General features: G+C 41.9%; 27 protein-coding genes. 16 read left to right on the top strand and 11 right to left on the bottom strand.

What is annotated here, in order from left to right:
• Positions 1-2: 2 nt before the first annotated feature.
• Positions 3-398: a c-type cytochrome gene (locus ACLOAU_RS08525; protein ID WP_427861441.1), complete on the bottom strand. Its 396-nt coding sequence runs from the start codon at positions 396-398 to the stop codon at positions 3-5.
• A 92-nt stretch (positions 399-490) separates the two neighbouring features.
• On the opposite strand from ACLOAU_RS08525, the gene ACLOAU_RS08530 reads away from it, so the two are divergent.
• The 3 genes from ACLOAU_RS08530 to ACLOAU_RS08540 all read left to right on the top strand — a co-directional run bounded on the left by ACLOAU_RS08530 (position 491) and on the right by ACLOAU_RS08540 (position 3,211).
• Positions 491-1,516: a 2-oxoacid:ferredoxin oxidoreductase subunit beta gene (locus ACLOAU_RS08530; RefSeq protein ID WP_427861442.1), complete on the top strand. Its 1,026-nt coding sequence runs from the start codon at positions 491-493 to the stop codon at positions 1,514-1,516.
• A 93-nt stretch (positions 1,517-1,609) separates the two neighbouring features.
• Positions 1,610-2,218 carry an L-threonylcarbamoyladenylate synthase gene (locus tag ACLOAU_RS08535; RefSeq protein ID WP_427861443.1) on the top strand — a complete coding sequence of 203 codons (609 nt, stop codon included), beginning with the start codon at positions 1,610-1,612 and terminating at the stop codon, positions 2,216-2,218.
• 93 nt (positions 2,219-2,311) lie between these two features.
• Positions 2,312-3,211, top strand: a complete 900-nt coding sequence (locus ACLOAU_RS08540; RefSeq protein WP_427861444.1) for a hypothetical protein — start codon at positions 2,312-2,314, stop codon at positions 3,209-3,211.
• Here the strand turns inward: ACLOAU_RS08540 and ACLOAU_RS08545 are convergent, their stop codons facing one another.
• The 3 genes from ACLOAU_RS08545 to ACLOAU_RS08555 all read right to left on the bottom strand — a co-directional run bounded on the left by ACLOAU_RS08545 (position 3,212) and on the right by ACLOAU_RS08555 (position 5,528).
• Positions 3,212-3,979 (bottom strand): glycoside hydrolase family 25 protein, encoded by a 768-nt coding sequence (locus ACLOAU_RS08545; protein ID WP_427861445.1) that lies wholly within the window; start codon positions 3,977-3,979, stop codon positions 3,212-3,214.
• A 77-nt stretch (positions 3,980-4,056) separates the two neighbouring features.
• Positions 4,057-4,668 carry a hypothetical protein gene (locus tag ACLOAU_RS08550; RefSeq protein WP_427861446.1) on the bottom strand — a complete coding sequence of 204 codons (612 nt, stop codon included), beginning with the start codon at positions 4,666-4,668 and terminating at the stop codon, positions 4,057-4,059.
• 80 nt (positions 4,669-4,748) lie between these two features.
• The gene (locus tag ACLOAU_RS08555; RefSeq protein ID WP_427861447.1) at positions 4,749-5,528 is read right to left on the bottom strand and encodes an enoyl-CoA hydratase/isomerase family protein; all 780 of its coding nucleotides are present in this window, start codon (positions 5,526-5,528) and stop codon (positions 4,749-4,751) included.
• A gap of 144 nt (positions 5,529-5,672) precedes the next feature.
• On the opposite strand from ACLOAU_RS08555, the gene ACLOAU_RS08560 reads away from it, so the two are divergent.
• A complete protein-coding gene (locus ACLOAU_RS08560) occupies positions 5,673-6,278 on the top strand; it encodes a trimeric intracellular cation channel family protein (RefSeq protein ID WP_427861448.1) in 606 nt (201 codons plus the stop codon).
• Between the two features lie 6 nt (positions 6,279-6,284).
• Here ACLOAU_RS08560 and ACLOAU_RS08565 read toward each other — a convergent pair whose 3' ends face one another.
• A complete protein-coding gene (locus ACLOAU_RS08565) occupies positions 6,285-6,902 on the bottom strand; it encodes an ABC transporter ATP-binding protein (protein WP_427861449.1) in 618 nt (205 codons plus the stop codon).
• Positions 6,883-7,689, bottom strand: a complete 807-nt coding sequence (lpxA, locus tag ACLOAU_RS08570; protein ID WP_427861450.1) for an acyl-ACP--UDP-N-acetylglucosamine O-acyltransferase — start codon at positions 7,687-7,689, stop codon at positions 6,883-6,885. Before lpxA ends, ACLOAU_RS08565 begins: the two co-directional genes overlap by 20 nt.
• A 190-nt stretch (positions 7,690-7,879) precedes the next feature.
• On the opposite strand from lpxA, the gene ACLOAU_RS08575 reads away from it, so the two are divergent.
• The gene (locus ACLOAU_RS08575) at positions 7,880-8,806 is read left to right on the top strand and encodes a helix-turn-helix domain-containing protein (RefSeq protein WP_427861451.1); all 927 of its coding nucleotides are present in this window, start codon (positions 7,880-7,882) and stop codon (positions 8,804-8,806) included.
• A 15-nt stretch (positions 8,807-8,821) separates the two neighbouring features.
• Here ACLOAU_RS08575 and ACLOAU_RS08580 read toward each other — a convergent pair whose 3' ends face one another.
• The 3 genes from ACLOAU_RS08580 to ACLOAU_RS08590 form a co-directional block, all read right to left on the bottom strand.
• Positions 8,822-10,111: a sugar MFS transporter gene (locus tag ACLOAU_RS08580; RefSeq protein ID WP_427861452.1), complete on the bottom strand. Its 1,290-nt coding sequence runs from the start codon at positions 10,109-10,111 to the stop codon at positions 8,822-8,824.
• 120 nt (positions 10,112-10,231) lie between these two features.
• Entirely contained in the window at positions 10,232-12,853 is a 2,622-nt protein-coding gene (locus ACLOAU_RS08585) for an MGH1-like glycoside hydrolase domain-containing protein (protein ID WP_427861453.1), read from the bottom strand.
• Positions 12,854-13,077: 224 nt separating this feature from the next.
• The gene (locus ACLOAU_RS08590) at positions 13,078-14,148 is read right to left on the bottom strand and encodes an N-acetylmuramoyl-L-alanine amidase (RefSeq protein ID WP_427861454.1); all 1,071 of its coding nucleotides are present in this window, start codon (positions 14,146-14,148) and stop codon (positions 13,078-13,080) included.
• A gap of 172 nt (positions 14,149-14,320) precedes the next feature.
• Between ACLOAU_RS08590 and gnd the strand changes: the two genes are divergently transcribed.
• From gnd to ACLOAU_RS08640, 10 genes are all read left to right on the top strand, one after another.
• On the top strand, positions 14,321-15,727 hold the full coding sequence (gene gnd / locus ACLOAU_RS08595) for an NADP-dependent phosphogluconate dehydrogenase (protein WP_427861455.1): 1,407 nt from the start codon (positions 14,321-14,323) through the stop codon (positions 15,725-15,727).
• 33 nt (positions 15,728-15,760) lie between these two features.
• A complete protein-coding gene (locus tag ACLOAU_RS08600; RefSeq protein ID WP_427861456.1) occupies positions 15,761-16,171 on the top strand; it encodes a lysozyme inhibitor LprI family protein in 411 nt (136 codons plus the stop codon).
• Between the two features lie 104 nt (positions 16,172-16,275).
• Positions 16,276-17,787, top strand: a complete 1,512-nt coding sequence (gene zwf / locus ACLOAU_RS08605; protein WP_427861457.1) for a glucose-6-phosphate dehydrogenase — start codon at positions 16,276-16,278, stop codon at positions 17,785-17,787.
• Positions 17,788-18,504, top strand: coding sequence for a 6-phosphogluconolactonase (gene pgl / locus ACLOAU_RS08610; RefSeq protein ID WP_427861458.1), 717 nt, complete (start codon positions 17,788-17,790; stop codon positions 18,502-18,504). It begins immediately after the preceding gene.
• A gap of 457 nt (positions 18,505-18,961) precedes the next feature.
• On the top strand, positions 18,962-19,396 hold the full coding sequence (locus ACLOAU_RS08615) for a VOC family protein (RefSeq protein WP_427861459.1): 435 nt from the start codon (positions 18,962-18,964) through the stop codon (positions 19,394-19,396).
• A gap of 253 nt (positions 19,397-19,649) precedes the next feature.
• Positions 19,650-20,141, top strand: coding sequence for a GNAT family N-acetyltransferase (locus ACLOAU_RS08620; RefSeq protein ID WP_427861460.1), 492 nt, complete (start codon positions 19,650-19,652; stop codon positions 20,139-20,141).
• Between the two features lie 155 nt (positions 20,142-20,296).
• The gene (locus ACLOAU_RS08625) at positions 20,297-20,593 is read left to right on the top strand and encodes a hypothetical protein (RefSeq protein ID WP_427861461.1); all 297 of its coding nucleotides are present in this window, start codon (positions 20,297-20,299) and stop codon (positions 20,591-20,593) included.
• Positions 20,594-20,650: 57 nt separating this feature from the next.
• Complete coding sequence (locus ACLOAU_RS08630) at positions 20,651-21,052, top strand: SMI1/KNR4 family protein (protein WP_427861462.1); 402 nt, start codon at positions 20,651-20,653, stop codon at positions 21,050-21,052.
• A gap of 53 nt (positions 21,053-21,105) precedes the next feature.
• On the top strand, positions 21,106-21,525 hold the full coding sequence (locus tag ACLOAU_RS08635) for a putative quinol monooxygenase (protein ID WP_427861463.1): 420 nt from the start codon (positions 21,106-21,108) through the stop codon (positions 21,523-21,525).
• 119 nt (positions 21,526-21,644) lie between these two features.
• Positions 21,645-22,157 (top strand): hypothetical protein, encoded by a 513-nt coding sequence (locus ACLOAU_RS08640; protein WP_427861464.1) that lies wholly within the window; start codon positions 21,645-21,647, stop codon positions 22,155-22,157.
• Positions 22,158-22,482: 325 nt separating this feature from the next.
• Here the strand turns inward: ACLOAU_RS08640 and ACLOAU_RS08645 are convergent, their stop codons facing one another.
• The gene (locus tag ACLOAU_RS08645) at positions 22,483-23,019 is read right to left on the bottom strand and encodes a type 1 glutamine amidotransferase domain-containing protein (protein WP_427861465.1); all 537 of its coding nucleotides are present in this window, start codon (positions 23,017-23,019) and stop codon (positions 22,483-22,485) included.
• Between the two features lie 170 nt (positions 23,020-23,189).
• Here ACLOAU_RS08645 and ACLOAU_RS08650 point away from each other — a divergent pair, with 170 nt between their 5' ends.
• Complete coding sequence (locus ACLOAU_RS08650; RefSeq protein ID WP_427861466.1) at positions 23,190-24,728, top strand: DNA recombination protein RmuC; 1,539 nt, start codon at positions 23,190-23,192, stop codon at positions 24,726-24,728.
• A gap of 107 nt (positions 24,729-24,835) precedes the next feature.
• Here the strand turns inward: ACLOAU_RS08650 and ACLOAU_RS08655 are convergent, their stop codons facing one another.
• Positions 24,836-25,588 (bottom strand): alpha/beta hydrolase, encoded by a 753-nt coding sequence (locus ACLOAU_RS08655; RefSeq protein WP_427861467.1) that lies wholly within the window; start codon positions 25,586-25,588, stop codon positions 24,836-24,838.
• Positions 25,589-25,609 lie beyond the last annotated feature (21 nt).

The raw sequence follows: 25,609 nt of genomic DNA on the forward strand, positions 1-25,609 counted from the left end.
GGTTAATCTCCCTCGGGATACGCATTTCCCTTATGGCAGGTATTACAGCTGATACGGGTCAAAAAAGCAGGATGCACTTTGGTATCGTAGTTAAAATAGTTTTTATTGATATCGATTGTTAACCGCATCATGCGCCGGCCTTCTTCTTTTACCGGGTTATCATCTGATGCAAAATTCAGGGTGGTATCGCCGTTTTTAATTTCCTGTACATGGCAGAAATCACAGGTTACACCCAGGCCCTTATTGTAAGTCAGCATCAGGCTATCTAATTTTTCATCGCTCAAATCCTTGGGCAATACCTTCAGATTGCGTTCTTTATAGGGCCGCGTGTTTACAAATCCCACCATCAGCAAACAGCTGATTGCCAGCATCACAAATGATATTTTTTTTCGAAGCATCCGGCAATTTACACAAAAACGGTCATGCAATTGTCAAGCCTGCTAACAATCCCCTGTTTAATCGTACCTTTGCGCTCGATTTTAAAAATAAGATGTCAGAAGTTTTAGCGCCCACATTAACAGCAAAAGATTTCGCTACAGACCAGGAGGTAAGGTGGTGTCCCGGTTGCGGCGATTACTCCATATTAGCGCAGGTTCAGCGTATTATGCCGGGCCTCGGTATCCCTAAAGAAAATATTGTATTTATATCGGGTATTGGCTGTAGCAGCCGTTTCCCTTATTATATGAATACGTATGGCATGCACTCCATTCACGGCCGCGCTACGGCTATTGCCAGCGGTTTAAAAGCATCAAGGCCTGAGCTGAGCGTTTGGATTGTGAGTGGTGATGGAGACAGCCTGAGTATCGGGGGCAACCATACCATTCATCTTTTAAGACGCAATTTCGACGTTAATTTATTGGTTTTCAACAACCAGATATATGGTTTAACTAAGGGGCAGTATTCGCCTACTTCAGAAGAAAACAAAATAACGAAGTCAACCCCTTTTGGTAGTATTGACCACCCATTCAATCCTGCCGCACTGGCTTTAGGTGCTGATGCTACTTTTGTGGCCAGAACCATGGATCGCGATCCTAAACATATGCAAGCCATGCTTTTAAGAGCTAACGGGCATAAGGGAGCTTCATTCCTGGAGATCTATCAGAACTGCAATATCTTTAATGACGGCGCTTTTGAAATTTTCACTGAAAAAAGCACCAAACCACTGGAAACTTTATTCCTGGAACAAGGCAAGCCTTTGGTATTTGGAGCAGAGGGCAATAAAGGTTTAAGGTTGGATGGATTTAAACCGCAGGTGGTAACCATCGGCGAAGGATATAGTTTAGATGACCTTTGGATACATGACGAACAGGATATTTACAAAGCACAGATATTAACCCGCATTTTTGACGATCCTGCAATTGAAGGGCATTTACCAAGACCATTTGGTGTATTTTACGAAACAGACCGCCCTTGCTACGAAGAAATGATGAGCCTGCAGCTGGAAGATGCTATTGCACGTAAAGCTCCGGATTTGAACGCTTTATTAAGAGGTAAAGAAACCTGGACGGTACAGTAAGAGTTGAATAGGTTGAGATGTTAACAGGTGTATTCAGATAAGAAACTACACTTATCAACTTTTAAACCTGTAAACTTTGGTTAACTTTGAGATATGTTACTTCGTATCCACCCCAAAGATCCACAGGAACGCCTGATCAAGCAGGTTGCGGAAACCCTGCGTAATGGCGGTATCATCGTTTATCCAACTGATACCATTTATGGTTTGGGCTGCGATATTTATCAAACCAAGGCCATTGAGCAGATCTGTCGCATCAAACAAATAGATCCCAAGAAAGCCCAGTTGTCTTTTGTATGTTGTGACCTCAGCCACCTGAGTGACTTTGCGAGGCAGATATCCAATACCACTTACAGGGTTTTAAAAGAGCATCTTCCAGGCCCTTACACTTTTATTCTACCCGCCAGTAAGCAGGTACCCAAAATACTGCAGAGCAAAAAAGACACTATCGGCCTGAGGGTACCCGATAATAAGATCGTCCACGAGCTGGTTAAAGAACTGGGCCATCCCATCTTAAGCACCACGCTTCCCGGTGATTTTGTAGAGGATTACACTGATCCTGAAATTATTTACGAAAAATATAAAAACCTGGTAGATATTGTAGTAGACGGTGGTATTGGCGGCAGTGAGCCATCCACGATCGTTAACTGTGTTGACGATGCTTATGAAGTAATCAGGATGGGTGCAGGAGAATGGGAAGAATAGTAATCTGACTTTTTATTAAGAGTATTGTTGATGGAATCGGTTCCTGATTGAATTTGACCAATTGCCTTCTTACATTATAATATCAACTTGTATATGAAAAAAAATAGCCCTCACCTGGCGCTGGTGTTAAGCGTTCTGCTTTTAGCAGCCTGTTCTAACCCACGTTATATTAACTCACCTTCCGTACATAATGCAGCCTTCCTGAGGCAACAGGGAGACTTTAAGATATCCGCAGCCGGAGCAGGTAATCCGGCTAAAATATTTTCCAGCATTGATAATGATGATAACGATGAATCCCTGGGTCACTCTGCAGGATTTGATGGCCAGGTTGCGGTAGCGGTAACCAATCATTTTATGCTGACCGCCAGTGGTAATTACCGCGATGAGAAAGATCGTTTTAAAGATGACGACCTGTCGAACATTGACCGCAAAACAGATGTGAGATATAATCGTCACATGTTCGATTTTGGAGCGGGATTTTTCACCCCGATGGGCAGAAGCGAAAAGGTATATTTTAATGGTGTTGTAGGAGTGGGATTTGGCAAAATGTCTTCCACTGATATGGTAAGTCCTGCCGATGCCGCCCGGCTCAGGCGCTATGAGGCCAATACCTTAAAGTATTTCTTTCACCCTTCTTTTAATTTTTTCTTCAACGAGTATATGCGCATGTCGGTAGCACCACGGTTTTCATTGTTACGGCTTAACAACGTAAAAACCAACTATACCGAATCAGAGGAGATCATTTTGGGATACAGGGACGCCCGGAAACATACTTTTGGCGTGTTTGAACCATCATTGCTACTACAAACGGGCTTTAAAAACAATGACTGGTTAAAGCTTGATTTTGGATTTAATTTTTCAACAGACCCCTTCACCACCTCAAAAAGTGACAATAATGAATACGGTGTTCCTGCCGAAACCAGGACCTATAATGTACAGTCCCGCAACTTTCTGTTATCAGTAGGTTTGTCGGTTTATCCCGGCCGAAGGTAGTTATTTGATGAGTAGCATATTGAAGGCTATAATATCGCCATTAAACACATTAAAGTCTACTTTGGCATCAATACCGTTCACATTTCCTTTATCGTTATGTTGCCAGAAGGTCCACGGGCGGCTGATCCGGGGGCTTTTACGCTCGTAGTAGTGGGCTACCCATAAAGGATATTCGTTAAACTGCGGACCCATATATTTTTCATAAAACGCGGCGTTGGTATATATAACAGGTTTCACCTTATAATGCGCTTCTACTATATCCAGCCATGCCTGTATGCGCGTGCGAAACACATTTACGGGCAGTATACCCGCTACTTCTGCATCCAGCACCGGCGGCAGGTCCCCTGTTTCTAGTTTCACACGTGAAATAAAATATTCAGCCTGTTTAACAGGGTCCTGGCTCGGCACAAAAAAATGGTATGCACCCCTCGGCACCTGATGTTTTTTAGATTGCCGCCAGTTATACTTAAACTGCTTATCCGTTAGCGTTACCCCCTCAGTAGCTTTTATAAAAGCAAAATTGAGCTGGATGTTAGCTACATTCATCTCCTTTACACCCTGCCAGGCAATTTTCTTCTGGTAGCGCGAAACATCAATACCGTGTATTGAAAATGCCACAGGCATATCGATGCCGAATGCCTCATAGTGTACAAACTTTACTTTTTGAGAATTGATCCATTGAAGCAGGCCTACGACTAATGCCACTACAACAACTGCTGAAACAATTAGCTTGATATTATTGTAGTTGTATTTCTTTTTACGCGGCATGGTACGTGAATACAAATATATTACATGCCTTGTAGCAGATGCCTGGCTATCAATAATTTTAACAAGGTAAAAAGAATCTACTGCTGATTATAATTGGTACGAAAGCCATTTTTACGGCTTTCAATTTCATAGAGCTCGCTTTCCACACTTGCGGGCCTGGTAATCTTTACTAGTCCGGGCATACCGACATAGTCGCGGGAAGAACTATAAATGTAATCAGAAGAATATTGAACCACCCTTTCTTTTACGGGTAAACTATGTATAAACTCCAGTTGTTCTGCCATGCTTTGTGGCTGCTTCATATCTATCTGGGCAGTTGTATTAATATCACCCCAGCAGGATTGCTGATCAAGATCGCCTTCTCCAACCCCCGATTGCTGAAAGTGGCTTAATAGCCAGGTGTTGCGCTCACTGGGATCACTTTGAATGGCTTCTACGATCTTGCGGGAAGTAAACATAACAAAATCATCTCTCAGTTCTTTTAAAGAAATGTTTTCCAAAGATTGGCCGATAAAATATAATTTGTTTGACATCAGACACCATCCATATACTATCAAACCCTTGCTATCAATAAAATGGTTCAGGCTATGTACAATGATCTGCTTATACATAGTTTTTGTGAAAATATCTACGGTATCGATAGTCTCAAAGGTGAAGCAATAGCATCCATTGTCGCGAATAGGCATCATTTTGCTGTTGCGTTTTACCATACAATGCAAATCCTATTCCAGTTTTTTAAAATAGAGAGTTTTTGCTCCTGCGTCTCATTTTATGATCCTTTAAATACTGCCGGCCTCTTTTCGAGGAATGCATTAACACCTTCTTTGCAATCTTCGCTCTGCAATAATTCACCAAATAGCTGTGCCTCCGTCAAATAACCTGTTTTATTCACGTCATATGCCTGTTGAGCTGCTTTAATTGATGCTGCTATCGCCAGAGGCGCCTTCCCATTAACAACGGCCAGTATTGACCTGGCTTTGGAGATCAATTCACTTCTGTCAACCACATGATTCACCAGTCCGTAATTAAAAGCGGTTAATGCATCAATCATATTACCGGTAGCTAACAATTCGATCGCCCTTCCTTTACCTATCAATTGGGTAAGCCGCTGTGTGCCTCCATAACCCGGCAGCAGCCCCAGGTTTACTTCAGGCTGCCCAAATTTTGCATTATCACTTGCCACCCTGAAATGGCAGGCCATTGCCAGCTCGCAGCCACCGCCCAACGCATAGCCATTTACCGCAGCAACAATGATCTTGGGACTGTTCTCAATTTTGTCGAAAACCAATTGTCCACGCCGGGCCAGGGCTTCGCCAGACGGAGCATCGAGGCTGCTAAACTCACTAATATCGGCACCGGCAACAAAGGCTTTCTCGCCTGCCCCGGTTATAATGGCCGACCTGATGTCCGGCCTGTCAATAATAGTGTCTACTAACCTGTCTAACTCGTCAAATACTGATTTATTTAAAGCATTGAGCTTGTCAGGCCTGTTAATAGTGATAACAGCTATGTGGTCCTGAACATCGAAAAGTATTATATCAGATGACATAAGCATATTTTTACAAAATGTAATTAACGGATGGTAAATTTAGATAAAGCCGCTCAAAAAGCCACTGCCTAAATACATTACATCTGTCTATAAAAATAGTTTAAGTATCATCTATTGTATGAACAGCTCAATTAATTTTGCGAAGTGACTTTCTTAACTGTTATAACCTACCTGGGTATTTTCATGTTTGCGCTTGCCGGAGCCTTTAAAGCCCGTGGCGCCAAACTGGATATTTTTGGCGGGCTGGTAGTAGCTTTTGTGTCGGCTTATGGAGGAGGAACGCTGCGGGATTTGTTATTGGGCGTGAGACCGCTCACATGGATCAATGATAACCTGGCCTTCGGGTTGGTATTTGCCGGTACGGCTGTTACATTTTTAGTAAAAGATAAGGTCAACAATTTCAGAAGAACTATCTTTTTTACCGATGCCATTGGTATTGGTCTTTTTACGGCCGCAGGTATAGAAGTAGCCATCCAAACAGGTACCAATAACCTTTATTCGCTCATTATGGGTATCATAACGGCCACTTTTGGCGGTTTGATTGCCGATATATTTTGTGGTTACCCGCCCTTGCTACTGCGCAAAGGCGAGTTATATGCTACCGCCTGCGCCGCTGGGGGTCTTGCTTTTATTCTTATTAATAAATACTTTGACTTCAATCGCAGTGTTGACCTGAGTATTTGTGTAATATTGGTGGTAGCGATCAGAATCTATTCAAAACGTAAAAGGCTAACCTTGCCTGAGATATAAAAAAAACTACTTGAATCTGGTAATATCCAGTACTTCTTCGCAAAAACCGTATTCAGCTATATCATTGCTGCTTACTACAGCCAGTCTTTCTGAACAATAGGTTTTAATAAGATGATTGTATAATTCTATGCCGGCAGTATCAAGATTGGTGCAGGGCTCGTCGAGTAAAACAAGAGGTGTATCTGATAAAATACATTGGGAAAGCTTCACCCTTTGCTTCATACCGCTGCTGTATTCATTTATTTTTTTATGCCGGGCGTGCGTTAAATGAGCCGCTTCTATTACCGCACCAACAGACATCCCATTGACAAACGGTTTAAAAGATTGATGGAACGTTAAAAACTCGGTGAGTGTAAACTCCTCTACCAACTCAAGATAGGGAGCACAAAGCGAGGTATGATTAAATATTTTTTCGACAGGAAGGGGTACATTATTAATGAAATGGTTGCAGGAACCTTCGTTAATGGAGACGGCACCGCTCAAAATCTGCAATAAAGTACTTTTTCCACTTCCGTTAGAACCGGTGATCGCATAATGCTTCCCCAGCTGAAAAGTATAATTTAGGCCACGGAAGATCCAGTCCCGGTTATAACGTTTGCCGGCATTATGCAATTGAATCGTCATCGCCATTGGCTTTGCTGTACCGCTTGATGATACCGCGTGTACTTTCCTGGATGAAAGTGAGTATTTCGTCTCTTTCTTCTGTTACAGGAAACTCTTCTTCGAGTATCTGAACAGCTTGGGTAACATTTAATCCCTTGTTGTAAAGAACGCGGTAAATATCCAGGATATGATTGATTTGCTCGATGCTGTAGCCCCTGCGCTTTAAGCCCACAGAGTTTACACCGGCATAGCTTAAAGGCTGCCTGGCTGCTTTAATAAATGGAGGAACATCTTTGCTTACCAGCGATCCGCCACTTATAAATGAGTGTGAACCAATTTTTACAAACTGGTGTACGGCTACTACTCCTCCAAAACCCACATAATCACCTAATACTACGTGACCGGCTATTTGAGTACTATTACTTAAGGTACAATAATCTCCAATCGTACAATCATGTCCGATATGGCTGTAAGCTAATATCCAGCAGCCCTTTCCCACTACTGTTTTCCATTTATCACTGGTACCCCGGTGAATGGTAACAAATTCACGTATAACACAATCATCTCCAATCTCTACTGTTGTCTTTTCACCTGCATACTTCTTATCCTGTGGTTCGGAGCCAATAACAGTACCCGGGAATATCTTACAGTTTTTACCGATCGTGGTTCCTTCCTGTATGGTAACATTGGATCCAATCCAGGTGCCCTCTCCGATCTCTACATTTGGATGAATTACTGTAAAGGGGTCTATTTTAACATTGGTCGCCACTTTTGCGTCCGGATGTATGTATGAGTTGAAATGTATCATTAAAAGCTGTAAAATTTTCTTTCTGCCGTTCGAACGCTAAATATTTTGAACAATCACCGCATGGCGGCGTGCAAAATTAAAGATTTGATAATATCCTGCTATTATTTTGGCTCGATAAAGCCTCCAAATTTATAACTAATAGCCGTTAGTTGAATATTTTAACAAACAATATTATTTTTGCACTTAATTAATGAGCAAGCAAGACGAAATAACAACAGCCACGGGTCCCTGGACACAGACATTAAAAGGGTTACAACCTATTGTTTGTAAAGAGCAGCATATTCCAGGATCTGTAAATTATTCCATCAGGCGTTTTATACGTGACGAAGATAATAGTGCAGAGGATATTGGTATTGTTAATTACGATTATAAGGGCAAAAGCAGCGATGAAAATGGTGTTAAATTAAGATTTTGTGTTGCCGGTAATATGTATTGCAGCGCTGATGTCTGTCAAAAATGTACCTCGGGTAATACAAAAGCCTGTGCGCAAAGCATCCCCTCTTACGATATGGTGGCGGTTGATTATTCTGCCCCCCAGCTTTCTCAGTTTGCAAACAGTAAAGCCCACTCTACTGCAACCGATTTACTATTACGTTTTAGTAAAAAAGACTCTTTTCAGAAAAATATACCGCTCTGCTGCAAAACGCGTGGAGTAATTGAAGCATTGGTGAACCATAAATATACCGGTAGCCTGGAAAATATTTATGTGAATGCCCAATTACAGATGCTTTTATTGTACAGCATGGATTGGATTTCTGATAAAGCAGAGGTTTTATCCTGCCGTTTCCTGAACAGCGATGTTGATCGTGAAAAAATAACGCTTGCGCGGGATATTTTGATCCAGAGCATTGGCCAGCCTATAACTATCAAAGACCTTAGCCGTAAAGTAGCCATGAACGAGTGCTACCTTAAGAAAGGATTTAAGGAAATGTATGGCACCACCATTTTCGATTTCTATCAGAACCAGCGCATGGAACATGCCAAATACCTTTTATATGAAAAAGGCCTGAATGTTACAGACGTATCGATGATGCTGGGTTATTCTTCTATTTCTCATTTCAGCACAGCCTTTAAAAAACAAACAGGGCTAAAGCCCTGTGAGTTATTACTAAGATAATATTGGTTTCGCTCGTTATTTCCCTTTCAGGCCTACTTTGTGCCCTGCAATAGCAAAATATAAGATATATAGATAACAAGGCAATACTGTTATAAAGTATGCCAGCTGAAAATCAAGCCCTGCTGTATCTTTTAACCAGGCATATATCAATGGCCATATAGCACCACCGGCAATACCCATGATCATAATAGCCGAACCCAGTTTGATAAATTTACCTAAATGATTTATTCCCAGGGGGAAAATAGCCGGCCACATTAAAGAGTTAGCCAGTCCCAGTAAAGCAATAAATACCACTGCGGTATAACCACTGCTCAGGTAGGCAATGACAGAAAATAATATTCCTAAAAGAGCGCAAATTCTAAGTGCTTTTTGTTGCGACAGGTATTTGGGGATAGTTATAATACCAATTACATAACCAATCAACATACCCGTTAGCGTAAGAGAAGTAAAGTATTTGGAGATATCAGGACTAATACCCAACTCCTTTCCATATACGCCAATGATATCTCCTGCCATCACTTCAGCGGCAACATATACAAATATGCAAAGTGCGCCCAAAAACAAATGCGGGAACTGGAAAATGCTTTTATGCTGAATGACTTGCCCGCTGGCTTCATCAACCACATCTTCTTCGGGCTGTATTTCAGGAAGGTTCAGAAACTTAACAAAAACAGCAAACAGGATAAAGATAACAGCTAAAACGATATATGGTGTATTTACTCTGGATAATACATCGTTCAGTAATTGCAATTTCGCATCTCCTGTTGCGGCTTGTATCTTCGCCTCTACCTCGCCTGCATTCTTAAGGAACAACGTGCCCATAATAAATGGCACAATCATCCCGGCAAACTTGTTACAAATACCGGCCATGCTGATGCGTTTAGCAGCACTTTCGATAGGACCGATGATGGACAAATAAGGATTTACCGCTGTTTGCAGCAATGCCAGGGAGGCTCCTTGCACAAATATGCCGGTAAGAAACAACCCGAAGGAATGCGAATTAGCGGCCGGAATAAATATTAATCCGCCAAGGGCAAGTACTACAAGGCCCAGGACAATACCGTTCTTAAAACCTGTTTGCTTTAATATCCATGAAGAGGGAATAGCCAGGAAAAAATAAGCCATATAGGATGCAGTTGCCACCAAAAAAGCCTCTCCGTCGCTAAGACTGAAAGACATTTTGAAAAAAGGGATCAACGTTCCGTTCGCCCAGGTAATAAACCCGAAAATGAAAAACAGCGCGCAGATCGTGATCAGCGGAACCATATAATTTTTCTTAAAACCAGGTTGTGTGGCTACACTCATAAACAACTATTTTAATAATGATGAAGTAATAAAAATAAGGGAAGTTGTTGTAGAATGTATCAAAAAGACAAACGGTTGCGCACAATGCACAACCGCTTGCTACAAATATCTATTTAATTACTACTCCTTATCAGCCAGTTCGCTTATCAGTTCTGCCACCAGAGCGCTCCAGCCGGTTTGGTGGTTAGCGCCCAGTCCACGGCCGGTATCCCCATGAAAATACTCAAAAAACAATATGAGTTCTTTATTTTCCGGCTGTTGGTAAAACCAGTTATACGGCCCGTAAATAGGCCGGTTACCGTCTTTATCTTTTTCAAACATGCTGATCACCCTCTTGGCCAGCTCTGTTGAAGTATTGAAAAGGTTCATCTGGTGGCCCGACCCTGTCGGATATTCCACCATTAATGAGTTATGATAAAATTTTCCTAAGCGCCTGATGGATTGTATGATGATAAAATTGATCGGTATCCAGACCGGTCCGCGCCAGTTAGAATTACCGCCAAACATATCGGAAGTCGAGTCGCCCGGATCATATTGAATCGTATGCACTTCCCCGTTAATCGTAACGGAATAAGGATGAGCTTCATGATACTTGGATAAAGCCCTGATACCGCCGCCGGATAAAAACTCCTGTTCATCAAAAAGACGCTTAAGCATCGATTTCAAACGGTCTGTTTGAACCATTGACAGCAGGAGCTCATGCCCATCACTGTGCTCTTCTTTTGGCCAGAAGCGATTATTCTTCAGCCGGTACTTTTTATACCAGTCAAAACGCTTGGCAAAATCGGGCAGTTTTTCAAATACCTCTTTACGTATGGTAGCTACTGCATATAAGGATGTCAATCCCACAATCGACTGTATTCTTAGCGGCTGCGGAGGCGCGTCGCGCATGCATAAAACATCATAGAAAAACTGGTCCTCTTCATTCCATAAGAAATGTTCGTTTAATGCTTCAGCAATTAAAATAAAGTGCTCGAAGAATTTAGTAGCCGCATCTTCAAAAGTGCTATCTACCATTGCAATCTCAAGAGCCATATCCATCATGCTGAGCGCATATACGCCCATCCAGCTAGTTCCATCAGCCTGTTCCAGCTGTATATCGCCCTGGTCGTGATAACTGCGATTAAATACCCCTATATTATCCAGTCCCAAAAAGCCACCTTCAAAAATATTGTCTCCTTTCCGGTCTTTTCTATTGATCCACCAGGTGAAATTGATCAGCAGTTTATGAAATACTTTTTTCAGGAAATCGATATCGCCTTTCCCGGTAGTCTTTCGTTCTATCTCGAAGATCTCCATTGCGGCCCAGGCTTGTACCGGGGGATTTACATCACTGAAATTCCATTCGTAAGAAGGTAGTTGACCATCGGGTTTCATATACCACTCCCGCATTAGCAGCAGCAGCTGATTTTTGGCAAACACCGGGTCTACCACGGCCATCGAAATACACTGGAAGCTTTGATCCCAGGCAGCATACCAGGGGTATTCCCATTTATCCGGCATCGAAATTACATCCTGGTTTTTCAGGTGCTTCCAATCGTTATTCCTGCCATTCTTACGCCTGTCGTTGTTCTGTGCAATACCATCAGAATTAGACAACCATTTTTCAATATCGTAATGATAATATTGCTTACTCCACAATAAACCGGCTAATGCCTGTCGCTGCACTTTAGCCAGATCGCTCTTTACACCTTTGGGAAATATCTCTGCGTAAAAATCATCGGCCTCTTTCTTCCTTTTTTCAAATAACTTTTCAAAATCACTGTCAAAAGGATCTTTTTGCTGCTTTTCGGAAAGACGGCAATAGATGTCTATCGTTTCACCGGCCTTCACAGTATAGTTATAAACGGGCGAAAACTTTGTGCCCGATTTACGCTGCCTCAGTTCATTCACATTTGTCTTATGAATGATAGCCTGGTGAAAGGCATCTTTTGTAAATATACTTTCGTTGGGCTGCCCCGTTACTATTTGCGTATTGGTTTCATTATCGGTATATAAGGCATCATCCGGTTCCTGGTAGTAAAAATAATAGTTACCCAGGCGTGAGTGTTCAGCAAAAACTGTATTTTTTCCGGCAGGCGAAAAGTTGGGTTTTGTTTTTAAGCTGCCGTGCTTCGTCCATCGGTTATAAAACCAAAGCGTGGGTAACACCGTAATAGCAGCCGCTTTTTTATACCGGTTGGTGATACTTATTTTAATACCAATATCGGTGCTATTGGTTTTGGCGTAAGTAATATTTACGTCAAAATACCGGCTATCTTTAAATACATCTGTGTCCAATATTTCGTACTCCGGCTCATTTTTCGAGCGGTTCTTACTTTCTGTTCTTAGCTGATCATAAGGAAAAGCCTGTTGGGGATATTTGTACAGGTACTCCATATAATAGTGGCTGGGTATATTATCCAAATAATAATAGAGTTCCTTTACATCTTCTCCATGATTACCCTCGTAGTTACCCACACCAAACAAACGTTCTTTTAATATAGGATCTTTTCCATTCCACAATGCTATTGCAAAGCAAAGGTTTTGGAAATAGTCTGAAATACCGGCGAGTCCATCTTCACCCCAGAAATATGACCGGCAATAAGCATGATCAAAAGGAAAATATCCCCAACTATCCCCATATTCACTATAATCTTCGCGCACAGTACCCCATTGGCGTTCACTTACATAGGGTCCCCATTTTTCTAACGGTACAGCTTTTTTAGCGTTCTCCTGTAACCTTTTATGTTCTTCTGTCATTTTTAAAATCTCTTTTTAATAACCTGCAACACAACCTGCAGGTGTTTACAAATTCATTCACTTCATCCAGTAAAGCTATGCCTCCCCGCAATATAACAATTAAAGTAATATGTGCGCTATACACATTATGTGCATGGGAATCATGTTCAGAAGGAGTATTCATTGGGCACTACCTCGTAAAAGAAGGTAGTTACGCCATTATTGGTTGATTGGGCTATTGAAAATCAGAATTTTCGATATACACTATATAGCACTTTTTTATCGTACTCGCTAAGGGTACCCGATACGTCGTTTTGAATATAATGCAGTTTAAAGGCTTTAATTGCTGAAGCCTGGTTACTGATATCATAACCTATTACCCGGAGGGCCAGTAAAGCATTAAAATCAGCCGGAGGTGTTTGCATATTATAGGTGTCGTACCAATAGCCGAAACCCGCGTCGGCAAGACGTTTCCAGGGAAAGTACTTGCTGGGATCACTTTTGCGGCTGGGTGCAATATCAGAGTGTGCTATGAAGTTGGATTGAGGAATGCCGTGTTGATCTTTTAAATAGTCGAGCAACTTAATAAGCGCAGTGATCTGGGCATCCGAAAACGGTTCTTCTCCATTGTTATCAATTTCAATACCCAGGCTGCATGAATTCATGTCTGTAATGCTGCCCCATTTGCTATTACCCGCGTGCCAGGCACGTACATAATCATTTAACATTTGGTACACCACACCATCACGGCCCACCACATAGTGAGCGCTGGTTTGTGTTCGGGTAATAGAAAAAGTAAATAAAGTTTGCTCTGCTGAATTTTGCGCAGTATGATGTAATACTACGAAATTGGGCTTTCTTATATTAAAGTTAACCGAAGCATACCACTGTGCATTTACTGCCGGATTCTTTTTTTGAGAAGGATTTTTTGCTATCTGGTTAATAATTTCATCAACCGTCTTTTCGTAGGAAGGTTTTGCATAAAACTGTATACTATCTGTAATACGTTTATAATATTGCGGAGAGCGATACGAATATGCTGCTGCATCGTTGCTAGCCGGCGGGGGCGTATAAGTTTCCTTTTCTCTTTCCGGCCTTTTGGTAACCTCCGGAGTATTATTCTGCTGGTTATTTCTTGTAACCTGTTCGGGTTTTGTAAAAACGGTCTGATTAGGCTGATTGCCGGATGAAGACGGCCTGGTAGCTGTATTTTTTTGAGGGTTTCTATTTAGAACGTTGGTTTTTTGAGGTGGCTTATTACCACAAGCACATAAAGCCAACAATGCCAAAGCCGGTAATGCTTTTTTGATAAACATCGTATATACTGATCTTTTCTTTAACTAAAATGGTCCTTATTAATATATCCGTTCGTAATGTGAAAGTAACGAAATTCATCGTAAAACGCCAACAAGGCTTTAAAATTGTGTGAACAATGAATAATATTTTAAGATTTCATTAATGCAATCCTATCTTTAAAAAAATTTTTTTATGGACGCACATTTTGGAATGATCGGCCTGGGAACTATGGGCCGTAATCTTGTTTTAAATATTGCAGATCACGGGTTTAAAGTATGTGGTTACGATCGTAGTGAAGAGCAGACCAGGCGCATGAACGAAGAAGCCGGAGACCGGCCCGTTACAACTGTTTCTTCATCGGCCGATTTAATAAAAAACCTGCGAACGCCGCGCATTATCATGTTCCTGGTTCCGGCGGGTAAAATTGTAGACGCTGTAATTGACGAATTACTACCCAACCTGGAGAAAGGCGACATCTTGATCGATGGCGGCAACTCTCATTTTATTGATACCGACAGAAGGTATGCTGCCTTACAAAGTTCTGGTATCCACTTTATAGGAATGGGCGTATCGGGCGGTGAAGATGGCGCAAGGTTTGGCCCGAGCATGATGCCGGGGGGTAACGAAGAAAGTTATAAACTGGTACAGGATATATTTGAATCGATTGCTGCCAAGGCAGACGGGGAACCCTGTGTTGCTTTTATGGGGAACAGCGCTGCGGGCCATTATGTAAAAATGGTACATAATGGTATTGAATATGCAGTGATGCAGATGATCAGTGAAGTATATGGCTTGTTGAGAAATGAAGGGGTGTCCAACACCGAACTGCATCAGTTATTCGACACCTGGAACAAGGGTGAACTACAATCTTTCCTGATTGAAATAACTGCCGATATATTTAAACAAAAAGATCCTGAAACCGGTAACGACCTGATTGACATGATACTGGACAAGGCCAAACAAAAAGGCACGGGATTATGGACCTCTCAAAGCGCACTGGAATTAAATGTACCGCTTCCTACTATCGACACGTCTGTATCCATGCGTTACCTGTCTGCACTGAAAGAAGAGCGTACGCAGTTTGCGCGTTTATACAACCATCAAAATAAAAAAACCGGTGTAGATGTAGAAGCATTAAAGAAAGACTGTCGCGACGCGCTGCATTTTGGGTTTATGATGGCTTATGCCCAGGGTCTGGAATTACTTTCAGTAGCTTCCTCTATTTACAAATATGATATCCCTATTCCCACAGCTATCAAGGTTTGGCGTGCGGGATGTATTATCCGTTCGCTGATGCTGAACGATTTGTATAAAGCTTTTTCTGAAGATGCTACATTAAAAAATGTGATCGCCTCACCGGTATTTGTTTCGTTGTTAAAAGAGAAAAGACCCGGCCTGGTTAACTTCCTGAAAACGGCTATGGATGCTGGTATCCCGGCACTGGCTTTCTCTGCGGTATTGAGCTACTTTGATGCGTATGTACAGGAAAGGCTGCCAGCCAACCTGATACAAGCGCAGCGCGACTATTTTGGAGCACATACCTACGAACGTATTGACAAGGAAGGCACGTTCCATACTGATTGGACTCCGGGGACGTAAAATGTAGAATTTAAAATTTTTAATGTCATAGGTATGTTTCGATTTTTATTAGCAGGCTTATTCTGTTTGGTGGGTTGTTTTTCTTTTGGACAGTCGCAAAGTGAAATGAATACTGAAGCAGCGAGAGTTTATCAAAAAGCCGATAAGGAATTAAATGGCGTTTACCAAAAAGTGCTGGCGGACTATAAAAAAGATCCTGCTTTTATTAAAAACCTTAAAGTTGCCCAAAAATTATGGATCCAATTTCGCGATGCGGAGATGAAGGCCAAATATCCGGATAGAGAAAAAGGTTATTATGGAAGTAGTCAGCCCATGTGTTGGTATATATATCTAACCCAATTGACGCAGGAACGAACAAAAAAGCTTAAAGTATGGCTGACCGGAATAAAAGACGGAGATGAATGTTCAGGTACAGTTAAAAATCACTACACAAAGAAGTATTAACCTTTATAATGTAGATGATAGAAATCATGGGTTATCTCCTATTACCTATCAACTATGAACCATTAACTATCAACCATTAACTATTAACTATCAACTTTATCTAAATGACTTTTAAACATACACCTGCCAACATCGTTATTTTCGGCGGATTTGGAGATCTTGCCTGGCGCAAGCTGATCCCCGCATTTTATAACTTGTATATCAGTGGCTACCTGCCCGACAAATTTGCTATTTATGGCGTTCACTACCAGGGCCTGCCTGAAGGTGCTTATGAAAAGCATATGCTGGAAGGGGTGAATCTTTTTTCAAGAAGAGGTAAAGCCAAAGCTGCAGAATGGAAAAAATTTACAGACAATCTATACTTCTTCCAGGGAGATTTTACGATAGACGAAACCTACAGCAGGCTTAAAGCTACGCTGGATGAGAATGATAAAAAATGGAGGACCCGTGCTACCCGGCTATTATACTATTCAGTGGCACCCAGCTTCATAGAGGTTATTTCCAACAGTGTATCCAGGCATAATATTGCTTCTCAAAGAGACAAGGACCGTATTGTAGTAGAAAAGCCGTTTGGAACAGATCTTGCCTCGGCCAAGGGTTTAAATGACCTGCTTAATACACTCTTTTACGAGAACCAGATCTATCGCATCGATCATTACCTGGGTAAGGAAGTAGTACAAAACATTGCTGCGTTCAGGTTTGCTAATTATATTTTCGAACCTCTGTGGAATAACAAGTTTATCGACCAGATACAAATAAGCGTTACCGAAAGCGTAAGTGTTGGCACCCGTGGCAGCTACTACGACAAAAGTGGTGCTTTAAGAGATATGGTACAAAACCACTTGCTACAGCTGTTGTCTTTAGTAGCCATGGAGTGCCCGGGCAACTATGATGCAGAAGACATCAGAAAGCAGAAAGTAAAAGTGCTGAAAAAAGTAAGACCTTTTACAACTGCTACTGCCATACAGGATGTGGTAAGAGCACAATATACCAGGGGGGAAGTGAAAGGCAAGGAACAGGTAGGCTATAAGGAAGAAACTAATGTGGCCCGTAGCTCGACTACGGAAACTTATGTAGCCATGAAAGTATGGATTGATAATCCGCGCTGGAAAGGCGTTCCGTTTTACCTGCGAACCGGTAAAAGCCTGGAGAAACAATCTTCAGTAATCGTAGTGCAGTTTAAAGACAGTCCGCATAAAATATTTAAAGATGATGTAGTCCCCAACCGCCTGGTCATCAGTATTCAGCCCGAGCAAAAGATAAGCCTGCTCTTTGAAGGCAAAGTACCCGGGCTTGAAATGAAATTAAAGCCGCTTGAAATGGACTTCAGTTACCACGACTCTTTCATTGAAGAAGCGCCGGAAGCTTATGAGACCTTATTATTGGATGCACTGGAAGGGGACGCTACACAGTTTATACGTGCCGACCAGGTAGAAACGGCATGGAGTATTGTAATGCCGATATTGAATGCCTGGAGCAAAGAAAAAGGCGATATGAAAAAATACAGGGCCGGTAGCTGGGGGCCCAAAGAAGCAGATGAGCTGATAAAAGAAGGTAAAATTAAATGGCTGATGCTGCCGGAAGAAACAAAAACAAAAACCACAAAAAAGAAGTAAATGAAATATATAAAATTGATTTGGGAAAATGCTGAAGCATTGAGCATAGCAGCGGCACATTATTTTGTAGAACGCAGCAATAAAAGCATTGCAGAAACAGGTCGCTTTACAGTAGCCTTGTCTGGAGGCAGTACACCAAAAGCTTTATACCAGCTATTAGCTACCCCGAAATTTTCGAGAAATATCGATTGGAAAAATGTACACCTGCTTTGGGGTGATGAACGGTTTGTACCTCATACGCATGAGGACAGCAATTACCGCATGGTAAAAGAAGCATTGCTCGATCATGTTAAAGTGCCACGTAAGAATATATTAGCGATGCCTACTAAAGGTGAAGCCAAAGACTGCGCGATGCAGTACGAAAAGGCGATAGCAGATACTTTAGGTAAAAAAATGCAGATAGATCTCACCTTGCTGGGCATGGGCGATGATGGTCATACCGCGTCTTTATTTCCAGGTACAGATATTTTGAACGAGAAGAAAAAATATATTAAAGAAGTGTGGGTAGAGAGCAAGCAAACCTTTCGCTTAAGCTTTACTTACCGTTTAATTGATAACAGCAAAGAAGCCATGTTCCTGGTAGCAGGAGCCGCTAAGGCGCCCGTAGTGAAGCATATTTTTTCAAAGAATGCTACAGCTAAATTCCCTGTTCAGGAGGTAGATCTTAAAAAAGGTACGGCCATCTGGATGCTGGACGAAGCGGCTATGGGGAACTAGGTTACGTAGCTGTTGCACGCCGGAAGTTTTCCGGATAGGTGGCTACGAGATGACAACGACCCGCAAGGAGAAATTAATGTATCATTAAAACTCCCCAATGAGGTGCAAATCTGGCCAGTTCAAAAAGTTATGAAGCGATATCAAAATGGAAGTGAAGACGCTATATATTCTTATGTTTATACGGTTACAAAAGAATTTACAAACCTATTCTGCAATAAAGAGTGCCGGGCTTTGACCGCCGAAAATAACGAACCAGAACCAACAAAGCCCTGGTGGAAATTCTGGTAAAAAGAACACTACCAGAAGAACACCCGGCAGCTCACAAGATATCGCGAAAGGCGCGTTGAATATGAAATACCACTATGGCGCGAACCGACCCATTTTTGACGTAATCCTACTTATTTATTCCCTGCTTAAGCAGTAGGTTTGAGTATTAAAAAATACTAAATGATTATTTATGGCACTCATTAATCCACACGTTAACTTCAACGGAAATGCAGAAGAAGCATTTACCTTTTACCAATCGGTATTTGGCGGCGAGTTTGCAAAAATTATTCGTTTCAAAGATCTCGAAAATGAGAACTTCCCGGTAGCTGAAAATGAAAAAAATAAGATCATGCACATTGCATTGCCTATCGGCAAAACGGGTATGCTGATGGGCAATGATGTTCCGGAAATGCTGGGTCCCACCAACGAAAATGAGAACCGGAGTAAAATTGTTATCACTGCGGAAACCAAGGACGAAGCGGACCAATTATTTAGCGGCCTTTCCGCTGGTGGACAGGTTGAATTTCCCATTGGAGACAGCCCCTGGGGAACTTATTTTGGTATGTTCAGAGATAAGTATGGCATTGAATGGATGGTGGAGTTTGATGCCCATTATAAAGGGTAGATCTAATTAAAGAATGACAACGCCCGCCTGGCACAGGGCAGCGCCGGGCGCGTTTAGCGTATTATTTAATGCCACTGATATACAGATAATACGCTTGCTGCAAATTCCGGGCGTAGCGGAGCGCAGTCAGGAATTCCATCAAGGTGGTTATTGGATGCCACTAATACACGAATGAAGTGTTTCCTTAAATAGGCAGATGACCACTAAATCCAAAGCCGTATCTTAGATGTTAAAGAACGATCAGCACAAAAAGATGAACCAACATAAGCCTGACATTACACTTAGACCGACAACAGTGGCGGACCTGAGCCATCTGTTTGCGTTTCAATTAGACCCCGAAGCCCAGCACCTGGCCGCGTTTACACCGAAAGATCCCACCAATAAAACAGCATACCTGGAAAAATACACGAACATCTTGTGCGACCCTACTACCAAAAATCAAACCATATTGGTTAACAATTCTATTGCAGGCAGCGTTGCTAAATTTATGATGGAAGGCCATGCAGAAATCACCTATTGGTTAGACAAACAATTTTGGGGGCAGGGCATTGCTACCCGGGCGCTGAAAATTTTTTTGGAAGAAGAGTTAACAAGACCCATTTATGGACGGGTAGCATTTGACAATTTTGGTTCGCAAAAAGTATTAGAAAAATGTGACTTTACTAAAGTAGGCACTGACAGAGGTTTTGCCAATGCCCGGCAAATGGAAATAGAAGAGTTTATTTATAGATTGTCCTTATCGTAAACGGCAGTTCCATACGAACGTTATTCCGACACCGGCGAAGCAATGCTTTCAATAGCTATAAATACGTAAATGATCGAAGCCCTAATTTACTTCTATTAAAATTAGTATATTAGTGATATTGCTTTATACCCTAAAAAATTAAGACAGCAGACGTTATGGAAATACCTAAAATTAAATTGATAGCACAACCAGAGACCGCGGAAGCCAGGAAGATAATTGGATATAAATGGAACGAAGTTGCCGGGACAAGGCATTTCCTTGGAGGAAAGCCCGAAGGACTGTCGGAGAGCGAATACCCTGTATGTGAAAACTGTAAGAAGACGATGACCTTTTATGCTCAGGTGGATTCAATTGGTGACAAATTTGACCTTGCTGACTGTATGGTAATCTACAATTTTGTTTGCTTTGATTGTTATAATGTAAAAGCTGCATTATCGCAAACTTCGGCATAGAATCTAAGCTATGAATTATAAGCGGAAAATGCTATTACTAATCTTGAAAAAGAAAAAATGCCGTTTCCATTAGACGTCAAATATATTGCTGAAGCCGAGCAGGAGCTTGGAGTTATTTTTCCGGTACATTTTAAAGCAAAAATGATAAAAGAAAACGGTGGGCCGTTAGCCACCAAAGACGATTATTGGCACCTATACCCATTCTTCGATAAATCAGATCATAAACGAATCAGCAGAACCTGTAATCATATTGGGTTAGAAACCAGGCAGGCCAGAAACTGGCGTAATTTTCCGGCTGAGGCAATAGCCATTGCTTCTAATGGCAGTGGCGACCATTTAGTACTATTGCCGGTGAGCGCGCATGACAAACAATTAGGGGATACCATTTTTGCCTGGTATCACGAAACAGGAGATACCAGAAAGGTGGCTGATCAAATTGATGATTTAATTGAACAGTAAAAGTAACAACTACTATCCTTAGGCAGTTGAGCAAATCTTATAAAAGAAAAATTATGAAGAAAAGATTAATACATTCATGGGGGATTGCCATAATTGTTTTTATCGTTACATCCTGTAGTAAAAAAGAAGAACAGAACTACGACAATATGATAATCAGAATATCGGAAATACAGATAGACCCGAAGTATCTTAAAGAATATATTGCTATACTTAAAGAAGAAGCCGAAGCATCTTTAAGGTTAGAAAATGGCGTTATTGCAATTTATCCTATGTTTCAAAAAAAGCAAGCTAACGAAATAAGAATTCTGGAGATCTATGCAAGTAAGGACGCTTACGAAGCTCATTTGAAGACACCCCATTTCCAGCATTATAAAACATCCACATTAAAAATGGTCAACTCATTAAACCTGGTTGATATGAACGCTTTAGATTCTGAAACCATGCCAACTATTTTCAAAAAATTAAATCTGTAAAGGCCTGCTGCCAGCTTAAGCCAAGCAAATACTTTAGCTAATTTAACCACCAGTATGCGATAATAAATACGGGTAGTTTGAAATAACTATAAAAACGCAGACCGCATTATTAAAAAGCGATGAAAACGATCGATCTGTTTAGAAAGGACTTTTTAGAAGCCAATACCTGGGCACAAAGAAAGGACGGTGTTCCGATTGACCTGTTGAACAATTTAACAGAGGAAGAATTGAAAATAGCGGAAACAGAATTAATACATGCACTAAGCCTTAGAGACGACTGGCCGGTAATCGGGTTAGGGCATATACAATCCAAAGCAGCACTGCCGAAATTGTATGAGCTGCTTCACAACAGCAATGGACCCATGAAAGTAACGATTGCACATTCCATTTTTCAGATATGCCAGGATGCCCAAATGATCGACATTGTCTTAAGCACTATGCCGATCATAACTAACCCGTATGAGCTGATCGATATCTTGTATCATTTGCCAGACTTCAACAACAAACGTATTACCGAACTACACCACAACTATTGCAACCATACCGATTACCTGGTAGCCTATAATGCCACCCAGGCCCTGGGGTTACCCACCGATGAAGTGGTTGAAAGATTTCGTAATAAGGAGGAATAACGAATCATCATTCCACGCGAAACGTAGCGAAGCAGATTTTTTTTAAAAGCCACTAACGCGCGAATGATGTAAGGTCTTAAATACAACGGTTGTTAGCCTGGACCTGACAAAGGCTACAGCCGTTTACGTATGCTGTGTTTGGTATCAGCTCGGTAGCGGATGAAATGGAGATGCCGGATATCCATGTGTTTGTGAGAGATATAACCGGGCTGCTGAGTGAGGAGCGTGTAATTAGAAGAAAAATAAAGCCATGCTTATCCCGGATATTATCCCTCGTAAACATGGCTATGAAAGAATACTTAAAATAGTTTGATTGAGACTTTTGTCAGGCATGTACTCCTTCATTGATCTCTTCAACCATTTTCTTATTAAAGGCAGGAAGATCCTCGGGTGTGCGGCTGGTTACCAAACCCTCATCTACAATCACTTCTTCATCTACCCAATCGGCGCCGGCATTGATTAAATCAAGGCTGATGGCTTTTACAGAGGTCATTCGGCGGCCTTCTACCACACCTGCGTTGATCAATACCTGCGGGCCATGGCAAATGGCGGCTACCGGTTTGCCCTGCCCGAAAAAGGCCTGTACAAAACTTACAGCAGCATCATTTACCCTTAGCTTATCGGGGTTAAGCACACCGCCGGGTAATACTAAGGCATCATAATCATCGGCAGATACCTGGTCGATAGTTACATCTACTATATATTCCTGCCCCCAATTTTTATCGGTCCATGCTTTAATAGTGCCGGGCTCCAGGCTTACAATATGCGTTACCCAGCCCTGCTGCTCCAAATGCTCTTTGGGGGATCTTAATTCACTTTCTTCAAAACCGTGGGTGGCCAAAATGGCTATTTTCTTGCTCATTATTTAGAGTTTTAAGGTTATAGAGTATTGTTGTCGTCGTAAGTGGTCCAAAAACCACACCTGAAAAAACAAATACACCGGGTATTCTGTTAAATAAATTCAAAAGCGGGAAACCGTAGCGGTTTTGCTATCGCAATACTTATTTTCGTAGACAGCATATATTATTTAGAATGGAACTGATTATTTACACATCGATTGGCGTTATTGCAGGCTTACTGATTGGATGGCTTTTGGGTAAAAGCCGCGCTACATCTGGCATACAGACCGTTAAAGATGAAGCACAAATAAAATATAACGAGCTGGACAGGGAACTGATTGCCCTGAAAGCTACTTCAGCTTCTGAGCTGGCGGCTGCGCAGCAGCAACTAGCTGATCGTCAGCAAGAGTATAATATTATTAAGGAGGATCTGTTGGCCTTAAGCACCGAGCTGGATAACAGCCGCCAGCAATACGCTACCGTTAAAGCGGCTTACGATACAACCCGGCAAACCTTAATTGAAAGGAATAACGAGCACTTAAGAGCCCGTTCGCTCAACGAAAATTTACAGAGTGAGCAGGGAACCCTCCACCAGCAATTAGCTACGGCCCTGGCTACCAATAAAGCACAGGCTGAAAAGCTGCAAACGCAGAAAGAAGAAATGGAGGCGATGAGCAAAAAGTTCAATACCGAATTTGAGAACATTGCCAACCGTATACTGGAAACCAAAACCAGCACTTTTACCGAGCTGAATAAAAACAATATGAAAAACCTGCTGGAACCGCTGGGTCAGAACATCCGCGAGTTTAAGCAGCAGGTACAGGATGCCTATGGCAAGGAAAGCAACGAACGTTTTTCTTTACAAAACGAAGTAAAGAACCTGTTGCTACTAAACCAGCAATTGAGCAAAGAGGCACAAAATTTGACCAGGGCTTTGAAAAGTGAATCGAAAACCCAGGGCCGTTGGGGCGAAATGATACTGGAAAAAATACTGGATAAATCGGGACTACGTAAGAACGAAGAATTCTTTATGGAGTATCAATTATTTGGACCTGACGGTAAAGCCTTACTAAGCGCTGTTAGCGGTAAAAAAATGAGGCCGGATGCTTTGATTGTATACCCCGATAACCGGCATGTAATTGTAGACGCCAAGGTATCGCTGAATGCGTTTATACGATATGCCGAGGCAGAAGATGAAGCAACACAGGAAGCAGAGCTGCTGGCACACGCACGTGCGGTGAAGAATCATATTGATCAACTGCATACAAAAGCTTACGACGACTACGATAAGTCGATGGATTTTGTCATGATGTTTGTACCGAACGAAGCGGCTTATTTTGCAGCTTTGAAGGGCGATGCCAACCTTTGGGAATACGCGTATGACCGGCGTATTTTATTGATCAGCCCGACCAACCTGATCGCGGCACTAAAGCTATTGGCCGACTTATGGAAACGCGAACGCAATGACCGCAATAGTATGGAGATTGCGGATCGTGCTATAAAAATGTATGATAAGCTGGTAAGCTTTGTGGAAAGCCTGGATGCGGTGGGTAAGCACCTGGACAATGCACGTGGCAAATACGATGACGCCGTGAAGCAGCTACATATGGGTAAGGATAATTTCTTTTCGCAGGCGGGTAAAATGAAGTCGCTGTTGAACTATAACAAGCCGAAAGATTTTCAGCAGGCAAAATTGGATTTAGGGCAGGATAATGATATGGGAGAGGATTGATGTTGGTGAAAGCACGAGGGTAAAAGGATCGTCATTGGCAGCGGAATCCCTTGGGGATAAAGTCGAGGAATCTCATATTACCGAGCGGAGAAAAGACTACATGTTAATTATTCATCCTGCTTCAATGCAATTTTTCCCAGCACCCTTTCCATCTCAGTAGTATACTCCTTGAATTCAGCCAAATTATTATGTGCACCGCCAGGTATCGTGATCAGTGTTTTATTAGTACCACCTGCCTGTTCAAATAATTGACGGCCTAATGCATAAGGTACTACCTTGTCATCAGTACCATGAAAAACAGTTAAAGCGCAGCTAAGCTTCCCGATACACTGACTGCTGTTAAAAGGAAATTTTAAAAAGTACTTTATCGGGAGAATGGGAAAACGGGTCTGGGCCACATCCATCATCTTGGTAAACGGCGATTCTAATATCAATCGCTGTGGGTGGTTTTCAGATGCAACCAGGGTGGCAAAATGGGTTCCTAAAGATCTGCCATAAACAATTACCTGGCTTTCAGTAAATTGTTGCAACAATTCCTTGTAGAAGAAACGGGCATCGTTTTGCAGGTTTAGCTCCGACACCGTCCCGGTGCTTTTGCCATACCCCCGGTAATCCATTACCAACACATTATAATCATATTTCGTTAATGAAGAAGCAATAGCCCCCCATCGTTTTAAACTACCCTTGTTCCCATGAAAATAAAGGATGGCACCTTTGGGGTCAGGCACTGTAAAATAAAGTGCATTCAACAATGCACCATCCTCTCTTTTAAAGTTAAGCTCTTTAAAAGGCTGATCAAAAGAGAAGCGATAAGCCGCATCCAGCTTCTCCGGCCTGAATATTAACTTTTGTTGAAGCATTGCTACACCAATTATTGCTGT

This window comes from Paraniabella aurantiaca (genome assembly GCF_050309965.1).
GTDB lineage: Bacteria > Bacteroidota > Bacteroidia > Chitinophagales > Chitinophagaceae > Niabella.

Coding starts and splice junctions, on each gene's coding strand:
- ACLOAU_RS08530 (WP_427861442.1), top strand. CDS start 491: ATGTCAGAAGTTTTAGCGCCCACATTAACAGCAAAAGATTTCGCTACA.
- ACLOAU_RS08615 (WP_427861459.1), top strand. CDS start 18,962: ATGGCACTCATTAATCCACACGTTAACTTCAACGGAAATGCAGAAGAA.
- ACLOAU_RS08590 (WP_427861454.1), bottom strand. CDS start 14,148: ATGTTTATCAAAAAAGCATTACCGGCTTTGGCATTGTTGGCTTTATGT.
- ACLOAU_RS08585 (WP_427861453.1), bottom strand. CDS start 12,853: ATGACAGAAGAACATAAAAGGTTACAGGAGAACGCTAAAAAAGCTGTA.
- ACLOAU_RS08555 (WP_427861447.1), bottom strand. CDS start 5,528: ATGTCATCTGATATAATACTTTTCGATGTTCAGGACCACATAGCTGTT.
- zwf (WP_427861457.1), top strand. CDS start 16,276: ATGACTTTTAAACATACACCTGCCAACATCGTTATTTTCGGCGGATTT.
- ACLOAU_RS08620 (WP_427861460.1), top strand. CDS start 19,650: ATGAACCAACATAAGCCTGACATTACACTTAGACCGACAACAGTGGCG.
- ACLOAU_RS08575 (WP_427861451.1), top strand. CDS start 7,880: ATGAGCAAGCAAGACGAAATAACAACAGCCACGGGTCCCTGGACACAG.
- ACLOAU_RS08635 (WP_427861463.1), top strand. CDS start 21,106: ATGAAGAAAAGATTAATACATTCATGGGGGATTGCCATAATTGTTTTT.
- ACLOAU_RS08580 (WP_427861452.1), bottom strand. CDS start 10,111: ATGAGTGTAGCCACACAACCTGGTTTTAAGAAAAATTATATGGTTCCG.
- ACLOAU_RS08525 (WP_427861441.1), bottom strand. CDS start 398: ATGCTTCGAAAAAAAATATCATTTGTGATGCTGGCAATCAGCTGTTTG.
- ACLOAU_RS08545 (WP_427861445.1), bottom strand. CDS start 3,979: ATGCCGCGTAAAAAGAAATACAACTACAATAATATCAAGCTAATTGTT.
- ACLOAU_RS08550 (WP_427861446.1), bottom strand. CDS start 4,668: ATGATGCCTATTCGCGACAATGGATGCTATTGCTTCACCTTTGAGACT.
- lpxA (WP_427861450.1), bottom strand. CDS start 7,689: ATGATACATTTCAACTCATACATACATCCGGACGCAAAAGTGGCGACC.
- ACLOAU_RS08650 (WP_427861466.1), top strand. CDS start 23,190: ATGGAACTGATTATTTACACATCGATTGGCGTTATTGCAGGCTTACTG.
- ACLOAU_RS08600 (WP_427861456.1), top strand. CDS start 15,761: ATGTTTCGATTTTTATTAGCAGGCTTATTCTGTTTGGTGGGTTGTTTT.
- ACLOAU_RS08645 (WP_427861465.1), bottom strand. CDS start 23,019: ATGAGCAAGAAAATAGCCATTTTGGCCACCCACGGTTTTGAAGAAAGT.
- ACLOAU_RS08625 (WP_427861461.1), top strand. CDS start 20,297: ATGGAAATACCTAAAATTAAATTGATAGCACAACCAGAGACCGCGGAA.
- ACLOAU_RS08565 (WP_427861449.1), bottom strand. CDS start 6,902: ATGACGATTCAATTGCATAATGCCGGCAAACGTTATAACCGGGACTGG.
- ACLOAU_RS08630 (WP_427861462.1), top strand. CDS start 20,651: ATGCCGTTTCCATTAGACGTCAAATATATTGCTGAAGCCGAGCAGGAG.
- ACLOAU_RS08535 (WP_427861443.1), top strand. CDS start 1,610: ATGTTACTTCGTATCCACCCCAAAGATCCACAGGAACGCCTGATCAAG.
- ACLOAU_RS08640 (WP_427861464.1), top strand. CDS start 21,645: ATGAAAACGATCGATCTGTTTAGAAAGGACTTTTTAGAAGCCAATACC.
- ACLOAU_RS08540 (WP_427861444.1), top strand. CDS start 2,312: ATGAAAAAAAATAGCCCTCACCTGGCGCTGGTGTTAAGCGTTCTGCTT.
- gnd (WP_427861455.1), top strand. CDS start 14,321: ATGGACGCACATTTTGGAATGATCGGCCTGGGAACTATGGGCCGTAAT.
- pgl (WP_427861458.1), top strand. CDS start 17,788: ATGAAATATATAAAATTGATTTGGGAAAATGCTGAAGCATTGAGCATA.
- ACLOAU_RS08655 (WP_427861467.1), bottom strand. CDS start 25,588: ATGCTTCAACAAAAGTTAATATTCAGGCCGGAGAAGCTGGATGCGGCT.